Raw genomic sequence first — 24,485 nt, forward strand, 5'->3', positions numbered from 1 at the left:
GATGAACAGTGCATTTATCGATTTCATGCGTATTCGTTTTCTAACGATGCTCGCGTATCGAGTGAATTATTATTCCGGCATTTTGATATATACGCTGAATATTGGCGTGTATTACTTTACGTGGCAAGCTATTTATGGAAGCAGCGGAGAGATTGGCGGTTTTACGGCAGCACAGATGACAACGTATGTTGCTGTCTCTTGGATGGCGCGTGCGTTTTACTTTAACAATCTGGACCGGGAGATTGCCGCCGACATTCGGGATGGCTCCATTGCGATTCAGTTTATAAGGCCAATTAACTATGTGATGGTCAAAATGATGCAGGGGCTTGGCGAAGGTATTTTCCGCTTCTTGTTGCTTATGATTCCGGGCATGATTATTGCCATCCTGCTGTTCCCGGTGGAGCTTCCGACAGCGCCTTCGGCATGGATCGGTTTTCTCGTTATGCTGTTCTTCAGTTTCATCATTAATTCCCAGATTAATGTCATTACGGGACTGGCGGCGTTTTTTGTGGAAAATAACGAAGGTATGATGCGCATGAAACGTGTAGTCGTCGATCTGTTCTCGGGTCTGATCATTCCAATCAGTTTGTACCCGGACTGGTTGTCCACGATCATGAAGGTATTGCCGTTTCAGGCGATCACGTATCTGCCCGGCTCGGTTTTCACTGGCAGAGTGGAAGGTACAGGCATCTGGAATGTACTCGGGATTCAGGTGCTCTGGTTTGTCCTGCTTCTCATACCCATGGTGCTGATCTGGCGGCAGGCGCGCAAGCGTCTGTTCGTGCAAGGGGGATAAGCGAATGTACTATATGGGTCTAATCTGGGAATATCTGAAAAATTACATGAAGACACGTCTGACGTACCGTGCCGACTTCTGGGTAGAGATTATCTCGGATCTGCTGTTTCAGGCGACCAATCTGATCTTTATCTTTGTCGTTTTCCGGCATACCGACAACCTTGGCGGTTGGAGTGAGGCGGAAGTATTATTTGTTTACGGATACTTTATGGTGCCATACGGCATCTTTAGCTGTTTCATCAACCTGTGGGGGTTCAGCGAGCGTTACATTGTCAAAGGTGAGATGGATCGCATTCTGACAAGACCGGCACACAACCTGTTTCAGATTCTGCTGGAAAATGTAGACCCGCCCTCTCTCGTAGGGTCGTTCATCGGGTTAATCATTATGTCGATCAGTGGAGCAGAGATGGGGCTTGTGCTGGAATGGTGGCACATCCCTGCATTGATTATATTGGCATTAAGTTCAGTGCTAATCTATGCGGGCATCTACACCACATTGACGTCACTATCCTTTTACTCGGATGCGCCGACAGGTATTTTGCCGCTGATGTACAATATTCAAGGATATGGACGTTATCCGGTAACGATCTATAACAGAGCCATTCAGGTGTTGCTCACCTGGATCATCCCGTTTGCTTTTGTTGGCATCTATCCGGCAGCGCTGTTCCTTGATCGAGCTGAGATGCATCGGATGGCTTTGCTCACTCCAGTTATGGGGCTGGTCTTTGCAACGATTGGGCTTACCCTGTGGAACTTCGGTGTGAAGCGGTATCGGGGAGCGGGGTCATGACCTGCTTACGGGATTACATCACGCAAATCTGAAGAATCATATAACTTGAATTCCAAGGAGGACATGAAAATGACTTTAGCAGAAGGTGTACAAGTTCCGGATTTTGAACTGCCATCAAGCACAGGTGAGTCTGTGAAGCTGTCTGATTTTCGCGGCAAGCGAGTTCTGATTTACTTTTATCCGAAAGATATGACCTCGTCTTGTACGCAACAAGCCTGTGACTTTCGGGATCGACATGAGGATTTTCAAGGGCTGAATACAGTCATCCTGGGGATCAGCACTGATCCGATGAAGCAACATGACAAGTTTATTGCCAAATACGGATTGCCTTTCATCCTGTTATCGGATGAGGAGCACACGGTTGCAGAGCAGTTCGGCGCATGGCAGCTGAAGAAGATGTACGGCAAGGAGTACATGGGCATTGTTCGTTCCACCTTCCTGCTGGATGAAGAGGGCAAGCTGATTAAACAATGGACAAAGGTGCGCGTGAAGGGACATATCGAAGAGGCGCTGGACACGGTAAAAGGGCTGTAATCCATCGGTTCCGATTTTGTGAAAATAAAACGAGCCATGCACGAAGCGTGTATGGTCAAAAATAATAAACAGGCTGCATCCATGGACACCTTTCCATTGAGATGTAGCCTGTTTATTTTTGCGAAAGTGTACTTGTGTTATTACGTTGTTTAAATCGATTTTTCATAAGGTGAATCAGTAGTAGGAAAGCTGGAATGACAATACTGACTGTAAAATCCCAATTGAACCAGGCGTACATGATACCGAGGGTATAAAAGAGGACATCAGGCGAAATCACAATAGCCATACCGAATAATAAGAGCATCGTTGGCAGAATTAACGGCTGGTAAGATTTGAGACGACACAGTTGTGCAAGTCCAAGAATGAATCCAAACGTGTATAGCGAAGTTTTAAAGTAGGTAGACACAAGCCAAGCTGTCGAAGAGATGGCTTCGATTCGTTGAACGAAGCCGCCAATGTTAATCTTTTGTGCAAGAATATACGATACATAAATATTATGCTGAGTCAGTTCAGCCCCAAGTACAAGTAGCGAGGTAAGGAGTATGAGGGTTAGCATGATTCCTGCAAGTAATGCGGCTAATAATAGGTCTCGCCGCTTATGCACACCGTGAGTGATATAGGGGTAAATCATGGTGATGATAATGAGTTCTCCATATGAAGCTGTAGCCCCTCGAACGCTCCCGCTTATAAATGAAAACAGGGGAGTATCAAAGAAAGGCTGGATGTTCGCTACTTCCATTTTGGGAAGCAAACAAAGCATTAGGATAATCAAGCTGATCATAACAAAGGGGGCCAGAATCTCTGCCATTTTACCGAACGTGCCCAATCCTTTCAGTGCGGACCAACCTAGGGTTATAACAAAAAGAAGAATGATAGCCCGAATGGGAGTATGGAGATAAACCTGAGTTGTCATAAAATCTCCAACTTCACGGATACATATAGCTGAACCCATCAGAAAATAAAACAGATATGCGGCAGCCAAAATTGCACCTATCCATTTACCAAGTGCTTTGGAACAGATCTCGATGAGTGTAAGTCCGGGGTAAGCTTGATGCAGCTTATAGGAAAGCCATAAGATCAACATGCCGATCCCTTGGGAGACGATCGAGCAGATCCAAGCATTCTGTCTTCCAGAGTAAGTAAGTAATGTTGGGTAGATTAGCATCATATCTCCAATCATGCCCATAAAGGCAAGGACTGCAAATTGCCGCACGGTAAGTCTCTCTTTGATGAGCATGATCTGTACCCTCCTTCGATTATCTTTAAGTTCTGCCTTTATTAAATGATAATTTGGACTTGATTTGATGAATGATTAACAGCAGGACAGGTAAGATCAGACTCACGGTTAAATCCCACTCCAGCCAATAGGGAATGACCGTTGTGTTAAAAAAAACGATATTGGGTGTCACAAGGTTAGATAGCGCATATACAATCAGTACGCATGGCAGAATGAGAAAATGGTAGCTCTTAAGGCGAAAAAGTTCAGCGATACCAAGAACAAAGGCATACAGATAAACGGTGGATTTAAAATAGGTGGATATCAGCCAGGACGAGGCCATGAGCACTTCAATTCGTTGAAAGAAGTTGGCTATATTGATTTTCTGGGACAATACAAATGAACCAAAGATCGTGTGCTGTGTTAGAAAAAGTCCCATAACGAGCATGGAGATTGTCACCAGAATAGCCATGAGCAGATTGCCAAATCCGGCAGATATCATAAGATCACGAGTACGATGGGCTTCTTGATTTGCATAGGGGAGGATCATCAGAATGGGAAGGGCTTCACCAACCGGATAGATAAAACCGATCACAATCCCATGCGTAAACTGGCTGAAGGTGGTGTCCGTAAAGGGTACAAGCTGGTTTAATTGTACCTGGGGCAACAAAAAGACCACCAAAATAAACATAAAAGTAGTAATAATAGGTACGAGTATTTCACTGCTTCGACCTATATTCTCTAGTCCGTTATATAGAGCCCAACCGATGGGGATTACAAAAATAAGAAGCACAACCCGAATGGGCGTATACAAAAAAATCTGACTGGTCATGAAATCACCAACGACCCGTGATTGTGCTGCAGAGCTAAAAATAAAATACATCAGGTAGAACAGGGCTAACACCGTACCTGGCCAAAATCCAAGGATTTTGCGAAATACGCCTATCAAATTTTCATTGGGATACGTGTCTGCAAGTTTGACGAAAAGATACATCAACCCCATGCCAAGAGGAACACCGATAAAAGCATAAAGCCAAGCATTTTGCCCCGAAAAGGTTGCGATAACCGAGGGGTAGATCATCATCATGTCACCGGCAATGATCAAAATGGTCAAGATACATAATTGTCTAATGCCAAGGCGACCTTGTTCCAGCATGTTGTCAACTCCCTTTTGGCTAACTCCCTGTAATATAGGCCAGTAATTGATTCACGGGTTTGTAAATCCAGATGATAATGTATAGCGGGCTTGGAAACTCCCATAGATTCACCGCGACAATACCAAAAAAGATGCTTGTCAGCAGTAAACAGGAATAGACGGTGATTTCTTTCCATTCCTTCTTTTTCCATAACTTAGGTAGATCAATCACCCCCATCAGGCACCCGACAATGACAACTGCAATCGTTAGCAGCAAGCGTGCTCACTCCTTGGCTTTTTTATTAAATGAATTATCCAACGTCCCTATACGACGGATCTGTACGTTTGCTTCATATGTGACGTCTAAATTTTGAAAGTACTTGTCCCAGTTCTTTTCTTCTCTTTTGTAGATTTTCGGGTACTTGTGATAGATGTCTTGTCCAAAACCGAAGATGTCCACTTTATATTTACTGCGAACGAGACTCACCGTACCTTTCATCAGTTCAACGATCCGATCCTGTGCCAGTTGCTCCAATTGCTTGATGGCCTCCATTGAACCGATCTCCATCTCACAATCTACGGAACCAATGACAGAGACCGTGTTCACTTTCAGACTGATTTGAGGTTCGCCCCGCACCATTTTGACTTTGTGATCCGTGGAGGTACGCAATGTTTTTAGCGTGACATAACCCCCTTTTGGACATTGGGTGGGGCCAATCGTTGTTTTCACGTTGTCACGAATATAGTTGTAGCCTTTAGAGTCATCCTGATTCAGCCAACCGATCAGTTTGTCTTTTTGAAACACGCTGAGACCAGCGAATTGAAGAGTAGCCGGAGGTTCGATACTCTGGACATTTTTGGTCTCACCGCTTTTCTCTTGATCTCCAACAAGCTCAATACCAGTAATAACAGGGGACATGCTGGGTGTGAGAATATACTGCATCAGCTTGTCACTGGTCACGGTTGTCGTTGGAGCCCAGCTTTTAGCAGAAATATCGAGTGCATTGAACAGCTTTTCTGACGGAAGATTTTCTAGTGGTGTGAGTACGTTCAAAATGTTAGAGGCCGTTGTTTTACGAGCTATCATTACATAATAGTCCGGACGCACGTCAGGCTCTCTCAAAAGAGCTTCGATCACATCATATATACCGTTTTTACGTGCAAATTCTTCTCCGAAAACCAACACCCGGATATGAGCCATAAAAATGGCACGAGGGCTTGTCTGGGTAAGCTTCTGAATAGCCTCCAGCAGTGTACGAGCACTGGCTTGATATTGGGTAACGGGTGTTCCATTGCCGCCTTGACCTTTGGCGACTTCACGAGGCACAACAACCTGTGCACTAACCCTGATCTGGTCACCGTCTCGATCTACACCCAGACCCAGCATAATCCCGAGCTGATTCAGCTCCTGGCGATCCCAACACCCGCTTAGTAACGGCAGTATGACGATGAGGGATAGCATGATACGTAAACATTTCATCATAACCTTTTCTCCTGCCTTCACTAACGCTTGTTTTTTTTACGTTTCTGCCTTGTTACGTTTGAAGTGCCGTTTGATAATGGGCGAGTTCTCATATGTGACCAGGGAACACGGAACAGCGTATCTTTCAGATCATTCTGAATGAAGGGCGCAAAAGGAGACATGTAAGAGATCCCAAAAGAGCGCAAGCTGCAAAGGTGAGTCAGCGTAATGAGCAGCAGAATCAGAATGCCATAGAAACCAAACGCTGCCGCTGCCATCATGAGTATAAAACGCAAAATGCGAACCGAAATAGACAATCCGTTCTCTGGGATGACATAGCTGGAAATGGCCGTGATGGAAACGATGATAACCATTGCTGCAGAGACAACCCCCGCTTCTACTGCTGCCTGTCCGATAACAAGAGTACCTACAATGGATACGGCTTGTCCGACCGTTCTTGGAATTCGAATCCCTGCTTCTCGCAATATTTCGTAAGTCAGCTCCATCAGGACAGCTTCAATGAAGGCCGGAAAGGGCACGCCTTCACGCTGTGCAGCCAGACTGATCAACAATGTGGTTGGTAACATCTCCTGATGAAATGTCGAGATGGCAATATAAAAGGATGGAGCCAGCATGGCGATCAGAAACGATAAATATCGCAACATACGAACAAGGGAACTGATATCCGCACGCTGATAATAATCTTCAGGAGATTGAAAAAAGTGCATGAATAATGCAGGCACAAGCAGAACAAACGGTGTGCCATCTATGATGATGCCAACTCGCCCTTCAAGCAGTGCAGCACATATCGTATCCGGGCGTTCGCTGTTGTAGACCGTCGGAAAGATCGTCATGGTTTTGTCCTGAATCAGTTCCTCGATGTACCCGCTCTCCAGAATACTATCGATATCAATCTCACCCAGCCGTCTGCGAAGCTCATCAACGACATCTTCGTTAACGGTATGCTCCAGATATACGACCGCCACTCGGGTTTTGGTGACACGTCCAATCTCATGCTCCTCGATCCAAAGCTGCGGATCACGAATCCGCTTGCGAATCAGTGCGGTATTCGTACGCAAGTTTTCCGTAAAACCTTCCATTGGACCACGCACAACGGTTTGCGAAACGGGTTCACCTACAGGGCGGTCTTCCCAACCGGCAGCGCCGATTTTGAGTCCCCGAGTAGAGCCATCCAGTAGCAGAATGGCTTCACCGGCCAGCATGGCTTTCAACACATCATCCATGTCATCAATGAACATCACATCACTAGCGGTAAGAACGTCGTTTTGGAGATAACTTAAATGTTCGTCGTCCGCTGAGAAATCAGGCAGGTTGCGTTCTTGCATCAAGGGTTGAAGAACGGCCTGATTGACCACTTTGGTATCGACGAGCCCATCAATGTATAACAGCATGGAAGGCCATTTGTGCAGGCTCTGCAATGGACGAATCATCAAGTCATTGCTATTCCCCATCATCTTTTTGCAGTAGGCAATATTTTCAGCCAGATTTGGATGAATGGCCTGCGTTTTGTGTGCTATTTGTGTATCTGTAGCCATCCATTTCTCCCCCTCACCCATCCTTTATTTGCAAGTAGTATGACCGGGAGTGTTTTAGTTTATGAAAAAAATATGAATGAAAGGATATCTGGTCTTTATATCCCAATAAAAGCAAACAAAAAAGAAGCCATATATTCACGGCTTCTGTATTTTTAAGGTTCAATGGACGCATCATTAGTCCGCATTTTGTTTTTGGCGCTGACGAACAGGGGGGCGCTTGCGACGGTAACGTGCAAACAAGGCTTGACGGTAACGATAGAGGATGCCAGCGATCACAATCAATGCAACGAAGGCAAGAATGTATGCCGTATATTGATGAGCCAGTGCGAATACCACGCTCCAGCTAGGACCAAACACCTTGCCGATTCCCAGGAATAACACCACCCAGAATAAAGCACCAGAATAAGCGTACAGAGCGAACTTGCGAAACGGAATCGCGGCAATACCGGAGAAATAACCTGTGAAATGGCGGACGCCGGGGATGAAATATCCGATGAATATCAGACCATTGCCATATTTGGCAAACCACTTTTGCGTTTTATCCAGCTTGTCCGGTTTGAGTAAAACCCACTTTCCATATTTAATGATAAAAGGAATACCGGCTTTGGCCCCAATAAAATACGTAATAGTCATGCCAATCGTTGTCCCAAGAAACGCCAAAATGATGAGTGTTCCGAAATCAAGCTGTCCTCTGTAGGACAGGTAACCTGCATAAGCCATCGTTGTTTCGCCCGGGAAGGGAAGTGCGATAAACTCCAGCAACAGGCCGAAGAACAATACACTGTATCCGTAAGACCCGAATAGCTGCTGGACCTTCTCAAGTAATTCCAATAGATTCACACTCCTGGTGGTGTCATATGAATCAGGCCTTCGAGGTAGAGACATGCCCGTTTCATGTTCGTTATTTCCTAATGCTACCGAATTGCGAATGAAGAATCAATGTCCCCGTATCGAAGCCAAGTGTTTTTGTTGCAAATATTTGTTGCAAATAATAGATGAAATGATGTCTTTTTTATGATCTGCCTCCATATAATTCTAACAAATCTGCTGAAGTCTATCAGCAAATTCAATAGAGTGCTGGAGGGTGAATTACAAATGGCGCAGGAATCTCACGAAATGATGCAACGAAATGGGCAACTTATGGCGCAGCAAACTTCAACTCGTTCCTGTGGGAGAGTACGTGTGTGGAAGTGTTTATCTATATGGTTCACACTTGCTACATTACTGCTGACAGGTATGTTCGGAGCAAGCGTGCCGTCTGTCGCAGCAGCCGGGAAAAGTAAAACGTCAGACAAGGTTGTCTATTTGAGCTTTGACGATGGCCCGGGCAAACATACGTCTGAGGTATTGAATATTTTACGCGATGAGGATGTTCCGGCTACTTTTTATGTGCTGGGAGAGCAAGCGGAACGTATGCCGGGAATGATCAAACGAATCGTAAGTGAAGGACATGCCATCGGCAATCATACATATAACCATGAATATAACGAGTTGTACCGGAACTTTGAAACGTTCTGGCAGCAGATTAAGCGTACGGAAGATATCATTAACCATATTGCAGGCTTTCGCCCTGCACTTGTCAGAGCGCCTGGTGGAACATACGGACATTTTGACCATACGTATTTTGAACTGTTGAAAAAGGGAGGATACGCTGTCATGGACTGGAACGTAGACAGCGGTGATTCCAAGCGGAGAAATGTGCCGGCTAGCGACATTGTCGCTCGTGCAACAGATGTGCCAGCAGGAATGTCTTCTGCTGTTGTGCTGATGCATGACGGAGGTGCGCATGCCGAGACAGTAAAGGCACTGCCGGATATCATTCAATACTATAAACAGAAGGGGTATCGTTTTGAAGTGATGCAGGCTTCGGACACACCTGTGCAATTCCAGGTCAAACCTGCGGTGAAATATAAGTCTCGCCAGTCTCCATCCGCAAGCTGGATTGCCAAACATGTAAACACAAACGCCGCGCAATGGATCGTAGCCAAACCGCTCAAAATTGAATTGGGATATATGACCGTCGAACTCAAGCCGGACGAATATCGCTTCAAAGACCAGACGATAATGGTTCCCTTGCGAAGTTACATGAACAAGCTGGAAGGTAGTATAAGCTGGGATCAAGCCTCAGGTACTGCGACCACATGGTGGAGAGATCGCATAGTCCAAATTAACCCGGCGATGGGTACATTGACGTCCAAACGATTGCATGATCAGAATGGCCTGACGATTCAGGCTGTGATGGAGAGCCGTGGAGGTACGATCTGGGTGTCAGCAGGTGATTTAATAGAGCAGCTTGGAGCAAAGCAGTATACAGTCCAATCCAAGGAGAGTGAGTGGGTAATCACCGTGGAGCCACCTTGGACGTCTATGGAGCACGGGCATTTTTATAGCATAATTTGAAAGAAACGGCAGTTCATCTGACTATTCTCTCTACTTCCGGGCAACAATGAATCATAGATTATGATAATCACGATTCATAGGCAAGGAAGGAGAGTGTGGTTCAAGTGACCAGAGTGCGAATAGAGCATGATCATGCTACCGAACTGTTAAACAGGCTCAGCAATCGAATTGCTGATGTGATCATTGGTAAGAAACAGGAAATTCAATATATCATTGCTGCAATGCTTAGTGAAGGCCATGTTCTGTTGGAGGACGTACCGGGTACAGGAAAAACGATGCTGATTCGCACCGTGGCTTCATCTTTAAGCTGTGCGATGGGGCGTATTCAATGTACATCCGATGTCATGCCAGCCGATGTGACGGGTGTATCTATATATCACGCTCCTACAGGAGAGTTTAGCTTCAGACCCGGACCGCTGATGAACAATATCGTGCTTGCGGATGAGATTAATCGGGCATCTCCCCGGACACAGTCTTCGTTATTGGAAGCCATGGAGGAACGCAGTGTGACCATAGACGGTACAACTCACGTCTTGCCGAAGCCGTTTCTGTTGCTTGCAACACAGAACCCGTTGCAGTTTGAGGGCACCTATCGTTTGCCGGAAGCACAGTTGGATCGATTCATGATGCGAATTACGCTGGGATATCCCGAGCCGGAGCAGGAGGTAGAACTGCTTTCTCGTGAGCGCAGCAAGGATATGTTAGAGAACATGCGTCCGATTATGCTGGCTGAGGAAGTAGTGGCCATGCAGCGTGAAGTGAGGCAGGTACATGTGGATGCCGTGATCAAGCAATATCTTGTGGCTGTCGCAGTGGCTACGAGAAGTCATGACTCCGTAAGACTGGGCATCAGCCCCCGTGGAACGCTGGCCTGGATGACGGCCGTGCAGGCCTATGCCTACTTACAAGGTCGTAGTTACGTTGTGCCGGATGATGTGCAATCCCTCGCTGTACCGGTTCTGGCCCACCGAATTCAGCTGAAATCAATGAACAGAGCGGACGGAAGCGCAGTGCAAGAGCAAGTCATCCGTGAAGTATTGTCTTCTGTGCCTGTACCCGTGCAGATGAGTGGGCAGGGAAGGGGACGACGCGCATGACAGGGTTTCGCGGAAGTATAGCTCAAATGGTGATGGCTGTTCTTCTGGGTTGTCTCTATTTCTGGCATGGCGGGAAATCGGCGTTGTTCCTGTTAGCGGTATCCTTGCATGTCGTGTTATATGGAATACTCCTGCGAGTGTTTGGTCCCCGTCAGATTGTTATAAACAGACAACTAAGACAAGGGCAGATCACGGCAGGAGAAAGCATCCGCGTTCGGGTTGAGTTACAGATGAGGTGTCCGCTTCCGCTATTATGGCTCGTGGTATGTGATAACACCCCTGGGGGTATACATCGTAAATTGCTTTTTCCAGGCTTGAAAAGACGATGGTCTTATCAGTATGAGATAACAGGTCTTACCCGAGGAGTACATGTTTGGCAGGAAGGGCGAGTATACTGGGGAGATATTTTTGGGTGGAGCAGAGCCTACACCACAATTAAGGGTGAAGAGCCTGTTGTGGTGGTGCCCGGGACCGGAAATGCCGGAGCATCAATCTGGCCGGAAGCCTGGACGGGTCATGGCGAAGGCGTGGGTGTGCAACATCCATTGCAAGGTATACCCGGAACAGAAATTCGTGAATATCAACACGGGGATCCGTTTAACCGAATTCATTGGAAGAGCGCAGCGAGAAGCGGAAAGTTGCATACGCTGCTTCCTGATATGCCGCAAAGTACCTCACTCGCGATCATGGTATACGAAGAGTGCTCAGGATATGAGGGGGTTGGGGCGGGAGAACGTAGCCAGGAAATTCATCAGGAAAGGCAGGAGGAAGTGTTCGAACGAGCAGTGCTCGGTGCGGCGAGTTGGGTACGAGAGGCAGCAGATGCACAAATGCCTTGTGAGCTTTGGTTAAGTGGAGATGAGCTTGCAAGTAAACGTGACATGCCTTTAGAAGGGGATGCAGGGTACGAAGCACAAACGAAACGTAGTCATGATGAAGCTAGTGGAAGCCGGAGAGATGCTGGAGAACATACGAACAGTTTGGACTGTGCGTTAAGACGGCTTGCATATGCACGTTTGCATCAGGAACGGGTATCGATTGGAGAACGACTGGGCGTTGACAGACTGGAGCATCTTCCATACGGGTCAAGTATTCTGGTCTTCACTGGACAACTGGATGAACGATTGGTTGCATGGCTTGAATATGCGTCGGCACTTGGCTTTCAGGCCAGTGTGCATCTAACCATGAACGGACGGATGAGAGGCACGGCGGGTGAAGGGAAGGAACATTCGGGGGCATCGGCTACGTTGAATTCGTCAGTCTTACAGGTCAACCGTTCGCAAGCATGGACTGAACGTCTTGTATCCAAAGGGGTAAAGGTGGTCTATCAGGAGTCTGTTATCACCGCTGGAACTTTGGATGGCGGAAAGGCTGGGATAGTTGATGTGGGGGCGTAAAATGAAACAGAAGCCCGACTCTGCGGTTCCCGCTGGACAGATCGTACAGGCACGGCGATCAGAAGTAAAACCGTTATTATTTTCGTCTACGTTTATGTATCTATCAGCTCCTGTGATATATCTATGGCTTATCACAGCGGGATTGCTCGTATTGTGCATGGAATGGATATATCCTGTGACTTCTGATGGTCAAGCAGGGAGTGAGCGATTTGCCGTTGTCATGGCTGGCTATTCAGCCATCCTTCTATCCGTTGGATTGCTGCGTACAGGCTGGATGGCGAGCATCGCGCTCCGCATCCCTATGATATACGTTGCACTGTGTGTAATGTACGGAAGCAGTCATCCAATCGAATGGGGCTTATCCTATCCTGGGATACTTAATGCTGATCTGGGGGAGTGGATCGATACAGGACGTTTTCGTGTGATGAGCAGGGAAACCAGAGGGTTATTTATGCTGTGCGGCTGGAGCATGTTACTCGCCTCGGTACAGTACCTGGTATTACTTCGTCGTAGCATATCTCTGTTTGGCACGGGAACATTAGTTTATCTGATCCTGCTGGAGACTGTTGTCGGATATGATGCTTATGGCTCGGTGGTTCGCTCGGTATGCTGGCTGCTGTGCATCCAGGGCATGCTTCACCTGCTGCGCCTTTCGGAAGGCACAGGTCATGAACGGAATGCGCAGGATCAGAAAAGTGCACATGAAGGTATAAATCGAGGCATGATCCCAGGTGTACTTCAAGGTACAAAACAAGGTACAAACGAAGGTGCAAACCAGAGTATAAAGCAAAGTACACACCAGAGTACAAACCAAGGCGAAAACCAAGGTGTACATCAAAACACTCACAACAAGGCGGCACGAAGTAAAAAGAACAGCGCTCATCGGATACGGAGTAAGATTTATCTATATTGGATGGCTGTTTCTGTGGGCACGGCGGTCTGTGTGGTGCTGATATCTACACTTCCTGCACGGCTCAGTGTTGTGTCACCTGCCGGACAACTCTCTGTTATGGATACGGTTGAACGTTTGGCTAGATGGGCAGGATACACTCCTTCAGGCAGTGTACCGGCTTCTCTGAGTGTGACGGGATATAGCACCGTTGATGCACCTATGGGGGCCCCCTTGGTACAAGGCAATGAACCTGTATTCGTGGCAAAAACGCCTGTCTCTACGTATTGGCGCGGGGAAACTCGTTCTTACTACAATGGCAGTGCCTGGAGTGATACGGAGCATCGCTTCCGTTATGTTAACGCATCGGATCTGCTACGTTCCGATGGATGGGAGGAGCATCCGTACTGGCAGCGTGTTCGTCAGATCATCACGATGGAACGGGAGTGGCGCGGTCCGAATCCGCTTTTTACGGGAGGGTTGCCGGTAAGTTTGTCTTTTCAAGATGGTGATGTCCTTAATAAAAAGAATGAAAAGCGACTGCTCTCTAATGAAGATACCGGCACCTTGTGGCTTGCAGGAGGAAGAGACAGGAATGAGCTTGTCCAGCATTACACGGTAGATGTGATGGTGCCGAATGTGACAACAGAACAGCTTCGACAGCGTGTAAGGATGGATGGGAAGAGTGCTGGCAAGGATAGCAAGGATGACAAGAAGAATTTTAGCGTGAGCGAACAGAAGCATGCTGGCGGGAATAATACATCCGATCCTGCCTCGATTCGCCGAAAGGATCTACAGCTTCCAGATACACTTCCGCAAAGGGTAAGGGATCTTGCTACCGAGATTATCGGTTCAAGTACAACACGGTACGATGCTGTACAGGCCGTGCGCAGTTATCTGAAAGCGAACGCCCGGTACACGCTGGATACCCGAATGCCGTCACGAGGGACGGATTTTGTGGATGATTTTTTATTTGTGACCCGTGCGGGGTATTGTAACCATTTTTCCACCGCCATGGTTGTGTTACTTCGTGCCGAGGGGATACCGGCACGCTGGGTGAAAGGCTATGCCCCAGGACAAGCGGACCCGCAGAACCCGGGGCAAGTGGTTGTCACCCAGGGGGATGCTCATTCCTGGGTGGAGGTGTATTTTCCCGGCGTGGGCTGGGTGCCGTTTGAGGCTACGCCGGGGTTTGATTCGGCGCAGGCTCTGGATGCCAGCGCCGCAGGGGTCGCCTCGGCACTGCCAGGCGACGAAGCCCCGCTGCCGGGTACAGGCAGCGGGCTGGAACGTGCGGGCGCGTGGCTTGCCGCGCACGCACGTGCCCTTGTCGCGGCGCCGTGGCCGGCCGCGACGGCACTTGCGGCAGCGGCGCTGCTGTGCGCCGCTGCATGGGCCTGCGCGCGGCGGCTTCGCCCCGCGCTGCGGCTTGGGCTGCTGCTGGCGTGGCCGCGCAGCAGCTTCCCGGACCGCGAGCGGCTGCTGCAGGCTGCCGCTCCGGTCTGGCGCGCGCTTGCGCGCCGGTACGGCCCGCGGCCGCCGGGCATGACGCTGCGGGAATACGCAGCGTCACCCGCCGTGGCCGCGGGCACGGACGGCGCGGACATCGCGCGCTTTGCAGCCGACTGGGAGCGGCTGCTATACGGGCCAGACCGTCCGCTACGCGCGGACAGTCTCGAATTCTTGCGCCGGGCACTTCGCCTGGCCCGGCGCTCCCCCAGACGTCAGCGCTAAATCCTGACCAGTCTCGTTTGCCCAAGGGTGAACGAGATTTTTCTTATTTAAACCAACACTCTATCAAATTGCAAACGGAGTGAATGCATGGTGCGCTAGGTTATCTTTCCCCCTGCTCGTTTTGCGGAGAAATTTACGGACAAATCCGTCGCGTAAGTGTCTACTTTCTTGACATAGGTCCAGACAAAGTCTATTTTCAAACCTCAATGGCCCGAGATTAGACTTCACAATCTCTAACGATCACCAGCGACGCTATTTAGCCCTTTTTTGCCAGTCTAGAATTTTAACGATCACCAGAAACCTTATTTACTTGAAAAGACGACATTTTCGCTGGTTTTTGGGCGTTTTAGTCCAAATAGCGCTTCTGAGGATCGTTAGATTTTCTAGCACTACTTAGAGTGCAAAATAAGGTTCGGTGTGATCGTTAGCGTGTTCAATATCATTCGGGGATGCCAGCAACACATTTGATGCTTAGATGTGATACTCGAACTCGATACCAAAACTCCATAGCAAACTTAATACTCAAACTAACCAAGTCACCATCTCGGTTGGTACGATATCTTTAGGCGGCTTTTATTATCACCACCCGACGGATGAAATCGGTTCTTTTATCCAATTATAAGAGGACATAAGGGGTGGAGCATATGTGCAGCCGATGTTGAACAAAAGTGCATCTGGAGAGGTTGAGCTCCTGGAATGGAAGCAGTTGTCGCCTGATGTCACATCTCTGCGTTATATGCCCGAAAAATGGAGTTTTGTCTTTCCTTGACGGTAGGTTTTGTCGTTGCGTATAATTAGTTTCATTAATTGAGGGAGGCACGGTAATGAATAAGCAAAATGAAATTGTGGTTGTCCTTGACTTTGGAGGCCAATACAACCAGTTAATCGCCAGAAGAATCCGGGATCTTGGCGTATACAGCGAGCTTTTGCCATATAACACACCTGCGGAGAAAATTGCCGAATTGGCGCCAAAAGGAATCGTATTCTCCGGCGGCCCATCCAGCGTATATGCTGAAAATGCACCACACGTTGATCCGGGTGTCTATGACTTGGGCTTGCCGATCTTTGGTATCTGTTATGGTATGCAGCTCATGGCTCAGCAGCTTGAAGGGAAAGTAGAACGTTCCGAGAAGCGTGAGTACGGCAAAGCAGACCTTGAGTTTGCTGCAGGTGCAGCACTCGCTCAAGGAATTGAAGGTGAACATACCGTATGGATGAGTCACGGTGACCACGTTGTCACATTGCCTCCGGGTTTCAAACTGGATGCAGGCACGGAAAGTGCGCCAATCGCTGCGATGAGTAACGACGAGCGCAAATTGTATGCAGTGCAGTTCCACCCGGAAGTACGTCACTCCGTTCGCGGTAACGAGATGATTCGCAACTTCCTGTTCGAAATCTGTGGTTGCGAAGGCAACTGGACGATGGAAACCTTTATTGATGACACGATTAGAGATATTCGTGAAAAAGTGGGCGACGGTAAAGTGCTGTGCGCACTCAGCGGCGGTGTGGATTCATCCGTTGTGGCAGCATTGTTGCACAAAGCGATCGGTGATCAGCTGACATGTATGTTTATCGACCACGGTCTGTTGCGTAAAGGCGAAGCAGAGAGCGTAATGGAGACGTTTGTTGGCAAATTCGATATGAAGGTTGTCAAAATCGACGCTAAAGAACGCTTCATGTCCAAACTGGCTGGCGTGGATGATCCGGAGCAAAAACGTAAAATTATCGGTAACGAGTTTATTTACGTATTTGATGAAGAGTCCAAGCAGTTCGATGACTTCGAATTCCTGGCTCAAGGTACACTGTACACAGACATCGTAGAGAGTGGTACGGCTACGGCACAGACAATCAAATCCCACCACAACGTGGGCGGTCTGCCGGAAGACATGAACTTCAAGCTGATCGAGCCTTTGAATACACTATTCAAAGACGAAGTACGTAAAGTAGGTACGGAGTGTGGCTTGCCGGACGAAATCGTACACCGTCAGCCTTTCCCTGGTCCGGGTCTCGCGATCCGTGTACTTGGCGAAGTGACGGAAGAGAAACTGAAAATTGTTCGTGATTCCGACTACATCCTGCGTGAAGAAATCGCCAAAGCCGGTCTTGACCGCGAAATTTGGCAATACTTCACCGCCCTGCCTAACATGAAGAGTGTTGGCGTTATGGGTGACGCGCGTACGTATTCCTACACGGTAGGTATCCGTGCCGTGACTTCCATCGATGGCATGACTGCCGACTGGGCACGTATCCCTTGGGATGTACTCGAGAAAATTTCCGTGCGGATCGTTAACGAAGTAGACAACGTAAACCGTATAGTCTATGACGTAACGTCCAAACCACCTGCAACGATCGAGTGGGAATAGGTCGTTAACTATTCACATTGTTAATCGTGCTAGAGCTTTGATACCTTAGGTTTTTGGCGCTGATGAGCACGGATTTTTGATTTAACTGCAACTATTGAATGTATAAAATAACTCTCTTTTATCTGCGTTATTTAGCAAATAGAAGGGAGTTTTTTTATGCCATGAATCAGTGAATTCATTGTAGACTTTAAGCTGAGTCAAGATATCCAGGAAGAAAAAGGAACAGGTAGGCCTATTATAAGAAAGAAAGAAACAAATAAATAAATAAATAACACCTTGCTCTACAATATAACCTCATGAGCCTATTCTAAAGAACAGTTTATCGATTATGATTAGTGTGACTAAAGGATTTGGAATATATTAGGCGAGGAGGGTTGGGGTGTGTCTGGTATTGCCGCGAATGAAAGTGCAGTATTACAAGGATTGCTCAATAAAGTTTTTCTTTATCGTTTCACTCGTAATCTGGACAAGGAACTTGTAAGTCGAAAAATCAGCCATGCTACGTTGAGTGGCTCTACTGGGCGAAGTGGAAATTGGTTCAATCGTACATTCAATGAGCTTGAGGATATGAGAATCTCTACGTTTGTGAAATCAATATCAGCTATAAATCATATCATTCGTGAGCACGGAAATGATCGTTACACACCTGTTGAAGTTCATACAGTGCTTGATGAAGAATTGTTTAAGATCGCTGCGATATCCATTGATTTATCCATGAATGATATCGAATATCTTCTCGTGAATGAGCCTGAAATACGAGAGTTCCTTGTTGGAATAAAGGTCTACGTGGATGCCCTAAACACAATGAACGGGAAATTATCACAGGACGAAATACGTTTATATGAAAAAACATTATCTCAATTAAGTTCAGAAGGGGGATCTTAAGATGAATCAAAGAAAAATATGGTTTATTACTCGTCCAGAACGTGATCCTAAATTTCATCGGGATGCACTTCTTGCCCTATGGGATGCTACAGAGGGATTGGCTATAAAATGGTCCGGTAACCGTGAAGCCCATCTTCAGTATGAGCACGCTTTAAACACTCGTGGAGTCAAACGAGATAGTTTCAGTAACGACGGATCAGGAGGAAGGACATGGGCAGCGATGTTAAAAACGTTTGCTTATGTTTATACCGATGAAGAAGGATATTTGAGACTTACCAAAGCAGGGAAAAAGATTATGGACGGTGAGAAGGTTAGGGAAAACGTAACTAAACAAATATTGACTCTGCAAATTCCCAATGCTTACTTTCTGGAGTCCGGCTTCCGTCCTCAGTTTGAATCAAGTTTCCGAATCCGTCCTGTACGGTTTCTTATTAAATTGACCAATCAAGGGCAGTTAGACTATTACGTTACTAAAGAAGAAATTACATATTTCGTGTTAACTGCACAGAACGATAATGAATTAGCAACTATTACGAACCGGATTTTACAATTCAGAAACGCAAGCGAAATTGAAAAGGCACAGATCAAACAAGAAATCGCTGAAAACTTCGATCATCGTGAACGTTCGGACAAAGGTGCAAGAGATTTTGCAAAGGCGCATGGTGACGTTGCCCATACGTTTATGTTAATTAGTGATTACACAGAGCTTGTGGAATATATACGTGGTGAAGCGCTCCGCGTGGACCCTGTTCATTCAAAGGAAGTCTCCGATAAAATTACAACGTACGATGAACGATATCCCTTTAATTCACGTTATCTCATTTCACTTCAACGCATGGCGGAAAATAACGGACTGGATATCGAAAGTTACAAAGCAAGCAGTTATGGCGATGTTAAACCTGCCACGAACAAATCGAAGACAATGTTAAAAATTCAAAATGTATTATCCAACTATCCTGCTTTAGATGAGTTGTCGAATGATTCTTTAATAGAGATTCTCAAGGGAGAGTTTTCGGAAAAGGAGTCATTAAAATATGCCTTTGAATTGAAACAAGCAACGTACCAATCCATTAACAATGAGTTTGTAGAAGGGTATCTGAATGAACAAGATAACCTTGTATTTGAAGATAAAACGGGAGAAGTATTCAAAGCAATTGGATTTGATGTTGAGATGCGTCCGAAATCTAACGCTAATGTCGAAACTGAAATCGAGATTTTGCTTAAATACAAAAACTCGCAAATGGGTATCGTGGATGCGAAGAACTATCGTACTAAATTCCCATTGTCTGCTCATTTGGCTTCACATATGGCTTCGGAATATTTACCGAATTATGATGGTTATGACGGACGTCAAGTGTCTTTTTTTGGATACGTTACAGCATCGAATTGGAGCGGAGAAAAGAACCTGGAAAAAATAAGCAATCTTGCAAAACGTGTTATTCCCGACCGAGATATCAAGGGAATTATGTTAAGTGCAAACGTATTGCTTGGTTTCCTTGATTACTGTATTGACAATGATCTGGAAAAGGAAGAACGTGTCGAGCTTTTCCTGCAAACGATTGATAATCGAGCCTATTCGACTGTCGGAGAAATCCTGAAAAAAATACAACAAAATTCATCTGGCTATGTACGCAATGAATCAGGTCATATAGTTCTTTATCCTAACTAAGGCCAAAAACACCAAGTAACTGGCTTATACAAAAATGCAGGGCATTATTTGTAGGAGGGTTATCTTATGATTATCGACCTAACATCGGAAGAGTTAGAACAATGCAAAGAGTTTTCTTATAAGTGTGCCAAAAATCAGCAAGAAATTGAATTCGGTCAAACAGATACTGCCCGTCGCAGTCATATTGAGATTGGGCGTGATAACCTGATCGGGAAAATTTCAGAAGTCGCTTTCTCCAAGATGATGAAGGATCACTTCGACATGCAAGTGGCTTTGGACTTTGAATATTATCCACGCGGCGTATGGGATAAACAGGATGCCGACATCAACGGATGGAGGATTGATGTTAAAGGTACGCGGCAAGGTGGTCAATGGATGCTTATTGAATGGAGTAAGTTAGATTTCAGGAAAAAGGAAGAGAATCTTTCGCATCTTTATGTGATGTCTTCTGTGTATTGGGACAGACCAAAAGACGTTCCTACAGGCAAGGTGCATATGGTTGGGTGCGCCTCCCTAGCTAAACTCAGTCATGATGTTGGAACAACGCGGGTTTTGAGAAAAGGAGATTTTATCCCAGGCACCAAAGTACCCTTGCAAGCAGATAATTTCGGGATACATTTTGACGATCTTGAAAAGGATTGGAATAAAGTGATCCAGTGGATGTTTAGTCATCAGCCAATGGACACAAACCATTATCCAAATCTATATTCATAAAGCTATAAACAAAAGGAGCAACTAAAATTAGTCGCTCCTTTTGTTATACACTTATCAAACACTAATTAAGTTCTCTTTTGACTCATAAACAAACTCATCAGCATTCCATTTCGAATCAATACTCTCATACTCAATACCAGCGAAAGTTTTTAAAATCGCTTCAATTATGATTTTTGCACCTTCTGGAGGAACAGCCATACCAATTTGCTGTCTGACTTTTTCTTTTCCGCCAAGAAAAACATAATCATCAGGGAATGTCTGGATTCGAGCGCGTTCCCGGTTGGTTAATGCACGAGGTTCACTCCAATGATACATATGTGTTCCGCCGCCCCCGCTGCCTGTAACCGTATAAGAAGGTTGGTCAGGGTGCAAACGTCTGTAGATCTGGCTCATTTTTGCGCCTTTTACATTTAATCTAAGATGTTCTGGGATTTGATCAAACCATGCATTTTGTCCAGCAGGAATATGATTCAAGAATTCAATCACTTTAGAAGTGTGGCGAGTAAGTTCATTATTCAATGCGTCAGGAAGAATAGGAGGTTCAGTTAATGTCTGTTTGGCCGTTTTATAAGGCAGTTTGCCTTCTCCGTGCGTAGGGGCCGGGACCCTGAACTCTTTGTTTATATCTTTCCTGATCCCAACGATAATAATTCTGTGTCTTGTTTGCGGTACGCCGTAATCCTGAAATTTATATAAATGCGGTGTCACATTATAGCCGGATTCTTTCAGGTCTCGAATAATCATGTTAAAAGCTTGTCCTTCGTTTGCGCTTTGAAGTCCTGAAACATTCTCTGCAATAAAAAACTTCGGCTGAAACTTTCTTAATACCTTAACCCCATACGTATACAAAGGGCCATAATTTCCATCCAGTCCTTTTTTTTCGCCGACAATGCTGTAGTCATTGCATGGGAATCCAAAGGAAAATGCATCAATTTCTCCAAGAGTATTAATATCTAATTCACGTACGTCCTTATTAATGACTGATTCCGGTCGATCCGGACAAATATTATGAATGAATGTACGACATGCTGATTCATCTATATCATTAGCCCATTCGTGTTCAACTCTATATTCAACGCCGTTTTTATCGACAACTTTAACCATCTTTGCTCCTAAAGCGAGACCGCCGGGACCGTTAAAGAATTCACCTTTTTTAAAAATCATTATCTCACCCCGATTCAAAGTATATCATCATTATACTGCTTTTTATAAAAAAATGCAGCAATATAATGGTCTGACTTTGTCGAATATACGAATTTATGTTCCTGTTACTGGATCGGATTTGTATATATAACGAGGTTCCTCTTCTTCGATTCAAAGTCGAATTCAAGAGATACCATTCTGGCGAAATAAAAAGCAGATTGTATCTTTATCATAAAAAGTACCTAACGAACGCTACCGTTTTGTTTGTATGGTTCATTGATAAAACGGGCGGCGTTAAATGTACTATTCAGAGGCTCTGATCTTAAAGGGGGTGTTGAAAATATGTACATAATATCGTCAGAATTCACTATCATTTGTATTTGGAATTGGTTTGTAAATCGCTAAACTGGTTCAATCTGGCATATAATACGAACGTTAATCTGGACTTCTAATATAAACATTCGTTTTTATCATTGACAAAATAGAAGCTCCCTCCTAAAATGATGATGGGAAACAAACAAATAGCGCATACTAATTCGTATAATCCTGGGGATTGGCCCGGGAGTCTCTACGAGATCACCCTAATGATCTGGCTACGAAGAGGAGCAGGCTAAGCACATGAATTCTACATGACTGCGGTGGGACATCACCCGCGCACATTAGAATTTTTTTTGTTCTTGGTCAACGGGCCGTGTGCCTGCTTCTGGTCAAGCTGAACTCTGGGGAAAGTACTTCTCAGGGTCATTTGTCGTTTTTCAATATAACTTATGGCTTCAACATCTCTAAGGAGGAGTTAGTGAATTATGGATCGTTTCTTTAAACTCAAAGAAAACGGAACAAATGTTAGAACGGAGATTGTTGCGGGTCTGACCACCTTTATGACAATGGCTTACATTCTTTTTGTAAACACATTGTTCTTGGGACAAAATGGGGCAGGGATGTCCGACAATGCAGTATTCTTTGCAACAGCCGTCGGCGCTGGATTGATGACAATAATTATGGGGTTGTTCGTGAACGTTCCGATTGCGCTTGCTCCGGGTATGGGATTGAATGCATATTTTATGACCGTAGTTCTGAGTTCGAATGGTGCAATCAGCTGGCAGGCAGCCCTCGGTGCTGTATTCCTTTCGGGTATCGTGTTCATCATTCTGACCGTGACCCGAGTTCGGCAAATGCTGCTTGTTGCAGTTCCACAATCCATTAAAATGGCAATCACCGTAGGTATCGGTCTTTTTATTACGATTATCGGTTTTAAACTCGCCAATCTGGTGGCAGTAACCGTGAATGTTGCACCGGATGCAGATTTGAGCCAGCCGATTCCAGGAAGTAGCTTTAACTTGTCTCTTGGGAACTTTATTACACATCATGATGCATTACTCGCTTTGATTGGTTTGCTACTGATTGCGGTCCTTATGGTAATGCGTGTTAAAGGGGCTTTGTTGATTGGTATCGTAGCAACAACGCTGATTGGTATTCCGATGGGGGTAACCAATTTGAGTGGCCTGTCCAGTGCAAGCTGGCTGCCTAACTTCAGTGACCTGGCTGTCGGGCAACTTGATCTGAAAGGTGCGATTAGCCTTGGATTGTTCGAAATCATCTTCATTTTCACATTCGTTGAACTGTTTGATACCTTCGGTACGATGGTTGGAACGGCAACACGTATGGGGATTATGAAGGATAAAGCCAAAGGTGAGAAGACGATTGGTAAAGCCATGCTCGTCGATGCTGTCGGTGTCAGCGCAGGTGCGGCACTGGGTACAAGTACGATTACGGCTTATGTTGAAAGTGCTTCGGGTGTTGAAGCTGGTGGGCGTACAGGGTTAACCTCGGTAACGACAGGTTTGTTGTTCATTCTTGCTTTGTTTATCGCGCCACTTGCTTTGGTTGTTCCTTCTGCGGCAACGGCTCCGGCTCTGATTATTGTAGGGGTACTTATGATGAGCCAAGTTCGTAGTATTGAGTGGGATGATTTTCTGCAGGCTTTCCCTGCATTCCTTACTATTGTACTGATGCCATTTACAGGTGGGATTGCGAACGGGATCTCTGCAGGTATCGTATCCTATGTTATTTTGGCTGTGTTCAGTAATTTGGTTACTGAGCGTAAAGTGAAAATACATTGGTTGATGTGGGTTCTGGCCGTTATCGTTATATGCCGTTACGTGTTTATCGGCGGAGAATAAATCCTGGTTTGTTTATGAAGAAAGCGGAGCTACGATATCACATCGAGCTTCGCTTTTTTTGTTTCTTCTATATAAGAGTTTGAAACGTGAGGTGAAAAGTGGATCAGTTCAGAACCTTTTAGTTGCTCTAACTCAGAGATAAAGAGTCGTATTATGAAATGATATGGTCATTCAAATGGAAAAGAATATTCCGGACAACGGTGAGATTAAGTAGAAATGTATTCGGAAGAGGTAGTCATTGTTGCAACACTACATTTCCGAAATTAGAATAAGGGTGCTGTAAAGTTGACCTGAAATGCATGTTCTCGTGAAAATGATGAATTGTTCAAATGTTTTAAAATAATGCTTTACATGTGGTAGTGATACGTGGTATATTCTAATTCCGGCCAAGAAAACACGGTTTACACGGTGCGGCAAGCCATTGAAAACAAGCTTCGAAAGAAACTTAAAAAAAAGAGCTTGCAAAGTTGGTTCGGACATGATATTATATAAGAGTTGCTGAAACGAACTGGTTTCGGTAGCGAG

At 45.8% G+C, this 24,485-nt stretch carries 19 protein-coding genes and 1 riboswitch; of the genes, 12 read left to right on the forward strand and 7 right to left on the reverse strand.

Annotation, left to right across the window (positions count from 1 at the left end):
- Nucleotide 1: 1 nt before the first annotated feature.
- From FS818_RS26305 to bcp, 3 genes are all read left to right on the forward strand, one after another.
- Nucleotides 2-796 (forward strand): ABC transporter permease, encoded by a 795-nt coding sequence (locus FS818_RS26305; protein ID WP_090924537.1) that lies wholly within the window; start codon nucleotides 2-4, stop codon nucleotides 794-796.
- A 4-nt stretch (nucleotides 797-800) separates the two neighbouring features.
- Nucleotides 801-1,586 (forward strand): ABC transporter permease, encoded by a 786-nt coding sequence (locus FS818_RS26310; RefSeq protein WP_145336200.1) that lies wholly within the window; start codon nucleotides 801-803, stop codon nucleotides 1,584-1,586.
- Nucleotides 1,587-1,655: 69 nt separating this feature from the next.
- A complete protein-coding gene (gene bcp / locus FS818_RS26315) occupies nucleotides 1,656-2,120 on the forward strand; it encodes a thioredoxin-dependent thiol peroxidase (protein ID WP_145336202.1) in 465 nt (154 codons plus the stop codon).
- Nucleotides 2,121-2,232: 112 nt separating this feature from the next.
- Here the strand turns inward: bcp and FS818_RS26320 are convergent, their stop codons facing one another.
- From FS818_RS26320 to FS818_RS26345, 6 genes are all read right to left on the reverse strand, one after another.
- Nucleotides 2,233-3,357, reverse strand: coding sequence for a GerAB/ArcD/ProY family transporter (locus FS818_RS26320; protein WP_145336204.1), 1,125 nt, complete (start codon nucleotides 3,355-3,357; stop codon nucleotides 2,233-2,235).
- Nucleotides 3,358-3,382: 25 nt separating this feature from the next.
- A complete protein-coding gene (locus FS818_RS26325; RefSeq protein WP_145336206.1) occupies nucleotides 3,383-4,492 on the reverse strand; it encodes a GerAB/ArcD/ProY family transporter in 1,110 nt (369 codons plus the stop codon).
- A gap of 19 nt (nucleotides 4,493-4,511) precedes the next feature.
- Entirely contained in the window at nucleotides 4,512-4,748 is a 237-nt protein-coding gene (locus tag FS818_RS26330) for a hypothetical protein (RefSeq protein ID WP_145336208.1), read from the reverse strand.
- Nucleotides 4,749-4,754: 6 nt separating this feature from the next.
- Nucleotides 4,755-5,954, reverse strand: a complete 1,200-nt coding sequence (locus tag FS818_RS26335; RefSeq protein ID WP_145336210.1) for a Ger(x)C family spore germination protein — start codon at nucleotides 5,952-5,954, stop codon at nucleotides 4,755-4,757.
- 20 nt (nucleotides 5,955-5,974) lie between these two features.
- Nucleotides 5,975-7,489, reverse strand: a complete 1,515-nt coding sequence (locus tag FS818_RS26340; RefSeq protein ID WP_145336212.1) for a spore germination protein — start codon at nucleotides 7,487-7,489, stop codon at nucleotides 5,975-5,977.
- Between the two features lie 174 nt (nucleotides 7,490-7,663).
- Nucleotides 7,664-8,320: a DedA family protein gene (locus FS818_RS26345; protein ID WP_145336214.1), complete on the reverse strand. Its 657-nt coding sequence runs from the start codon at nucleotides 8,318-8,320 to the stop codon at nucleotides 7,664-7,666.
- Between the two features lie 264 nt (nucleotides 8,321-8,584).
- On the opposite strand from FS818_RS26345, the gene FS818_RS26350 reads away from it, so the two are divergent.
- From FS818_RS26350 to FS818_RS26385, 8 genes are all read left to right on the forward strand, one after another.
- On the forward strand, nucleotides 8,585-9,889 hold the full coding sequence (locus FS818_RS26350; RefSeq protein WP_186331908.1) for a polysaccharide deacetylase family protein: 1,305 nt from the start codon (nucleotides 8,585-8,587) through the stop codon (nucleotides 9,887-9,889).
- Between the two features lie 104 nt (nucleotides 9,890-9,993).
- Nucleotides 9,994-10,986, forward strand: a complete 993-nt coding sequence (locus FS818_RS26355; RefSeq protein WP_145336218.1) for an AAA family ATPase — start codon at nucleotides 9,994-9,996, stop codon at nucleotides 10,984-10,986.
- A complete protein-coding gene (locus FS818_RS26360; RefSeq protein ID WP_145336220.1) occupies nucleotides 10,983-12,383 on the forward strand; it encodes a DUF58 domain-containing protein in 1,401 nt (466 codons plus the stop codon). Before FS818_RS26355 ends, FS818_RS26360 begins: the two co-directional genes overlap by 4 nt.
- Before the next feature lies 1 nt (nucleotide 12,384).
- Nucleotides 12,385-15,006, forward strand: coding sequence for a DUF4129 domain-containing transglutaminase family protein (locus tag FS818_RS26365; protein WP_186375613.1), 2,622 nt, complete (start codon nucleotides 12,385-12,387; stop codon nucleotides 15,004-15,006).
- A gap of 824 nt (nucleotides 15,007-15,830) precedes the next feature.
- On the forward strand, nucleotides 15,831-17,369 hold the full coding sequence (guaA, locus tag FS818_RS26370; protein WP_145336224.1) for a glutamine-hydrolyzing GMP synthase: 1,539 nt from the start codon (nucleotides 15,831-15,833) through the stop codon (nucleotides 17,367-17,369).
- Nucleotides 17,370-17,750: 381 nt separating this feature from the next.
- Entirely contained in the window at nucleotides 17,751-18,254 is a 504-nt protein-coding gene (locus FS818_RS26375) for a hypothetical protein (protein ID WP_145336226.1), read from the forward strand.
- 1 nt (nucleotide 18,255) lies between these two features.
- Nucleotides 18,256-19,923: an AlwI family type II restriction endonuclease gene (locus tag FS818_RS26380; RefSeq protein ID WP_145336228.1), complete on the forward strand. Its 1,668-nt coding sequence runs from the start codon at nucleotides 18,256-18,258 to the stop codon at nucleotides 19,921-19,923.
- Between the two features lie 66 nt (nucleotides 19,924-19,989).
- The gene (locus FS818_RS26385; RefSeq protein ID WP_145336229.1) at nucleotides 19,990-20,637 is read left to right on the forward strand and encodes a hypothetical protein; all 648 of its coding nucleotides are present in this window, start codon (nucleotides 19,990-19,992) and stop codon (nucleotides 20,635-20,637) included.
- Between the two features lie 54 nt (nucleotides 20,638-20,691).
- Here the strand turns inward: FS818_RS26385 and FS818_RS26390 are convergent, their stop codons facing one another.
- Nucleotides 20,692-21,801, reverse strand: a complete 1,110-nt coding sequence (locus FS818_RS26390) for a DNA cytosine methyltransferase (protein WP_145336231.1) — start codon at nucleotides 21,799-21,801, stop codon at nucleotides 20,692-20,694.
- Between the two features lie 495 nt (nucleotides 21,802-22,296).
- Nucleotides 22,297-22,396: riboswitch (purine riboswitch) on the forward strand.
- Nucleotides 22,397-22,583: 187 nt separating this feature from the next.
- On the opposite strand from FS818_RS26390, the gene FS818_RS26395 reads away from it, so the two are divergent.
- The gene (locus FS818_RS26395; RefSeq protein WP_145336233.1) at nucleotides 22,584-23,960 is read left to right on the forward strand and encodes an NCS2 family permease; all 1,377 of its coding nucleotides are present in this window, start codon (nucleotides 22,584-22,586) and stop codon (nucleotides 23,958-23,960) included.
- Nucleotides 23,961-24,485 lie beyond the last annotated feature (525 nt).

It is taken from the genome of Paenibacillus xylanexedens, assembly GCF_007680605.1.
Lineage (GTDB): Bacteria > Bacillota > Bacilli > Paenibacillales > Paenibacillaceae > Paenibacillus > Paenibacillus xylanexedens_B.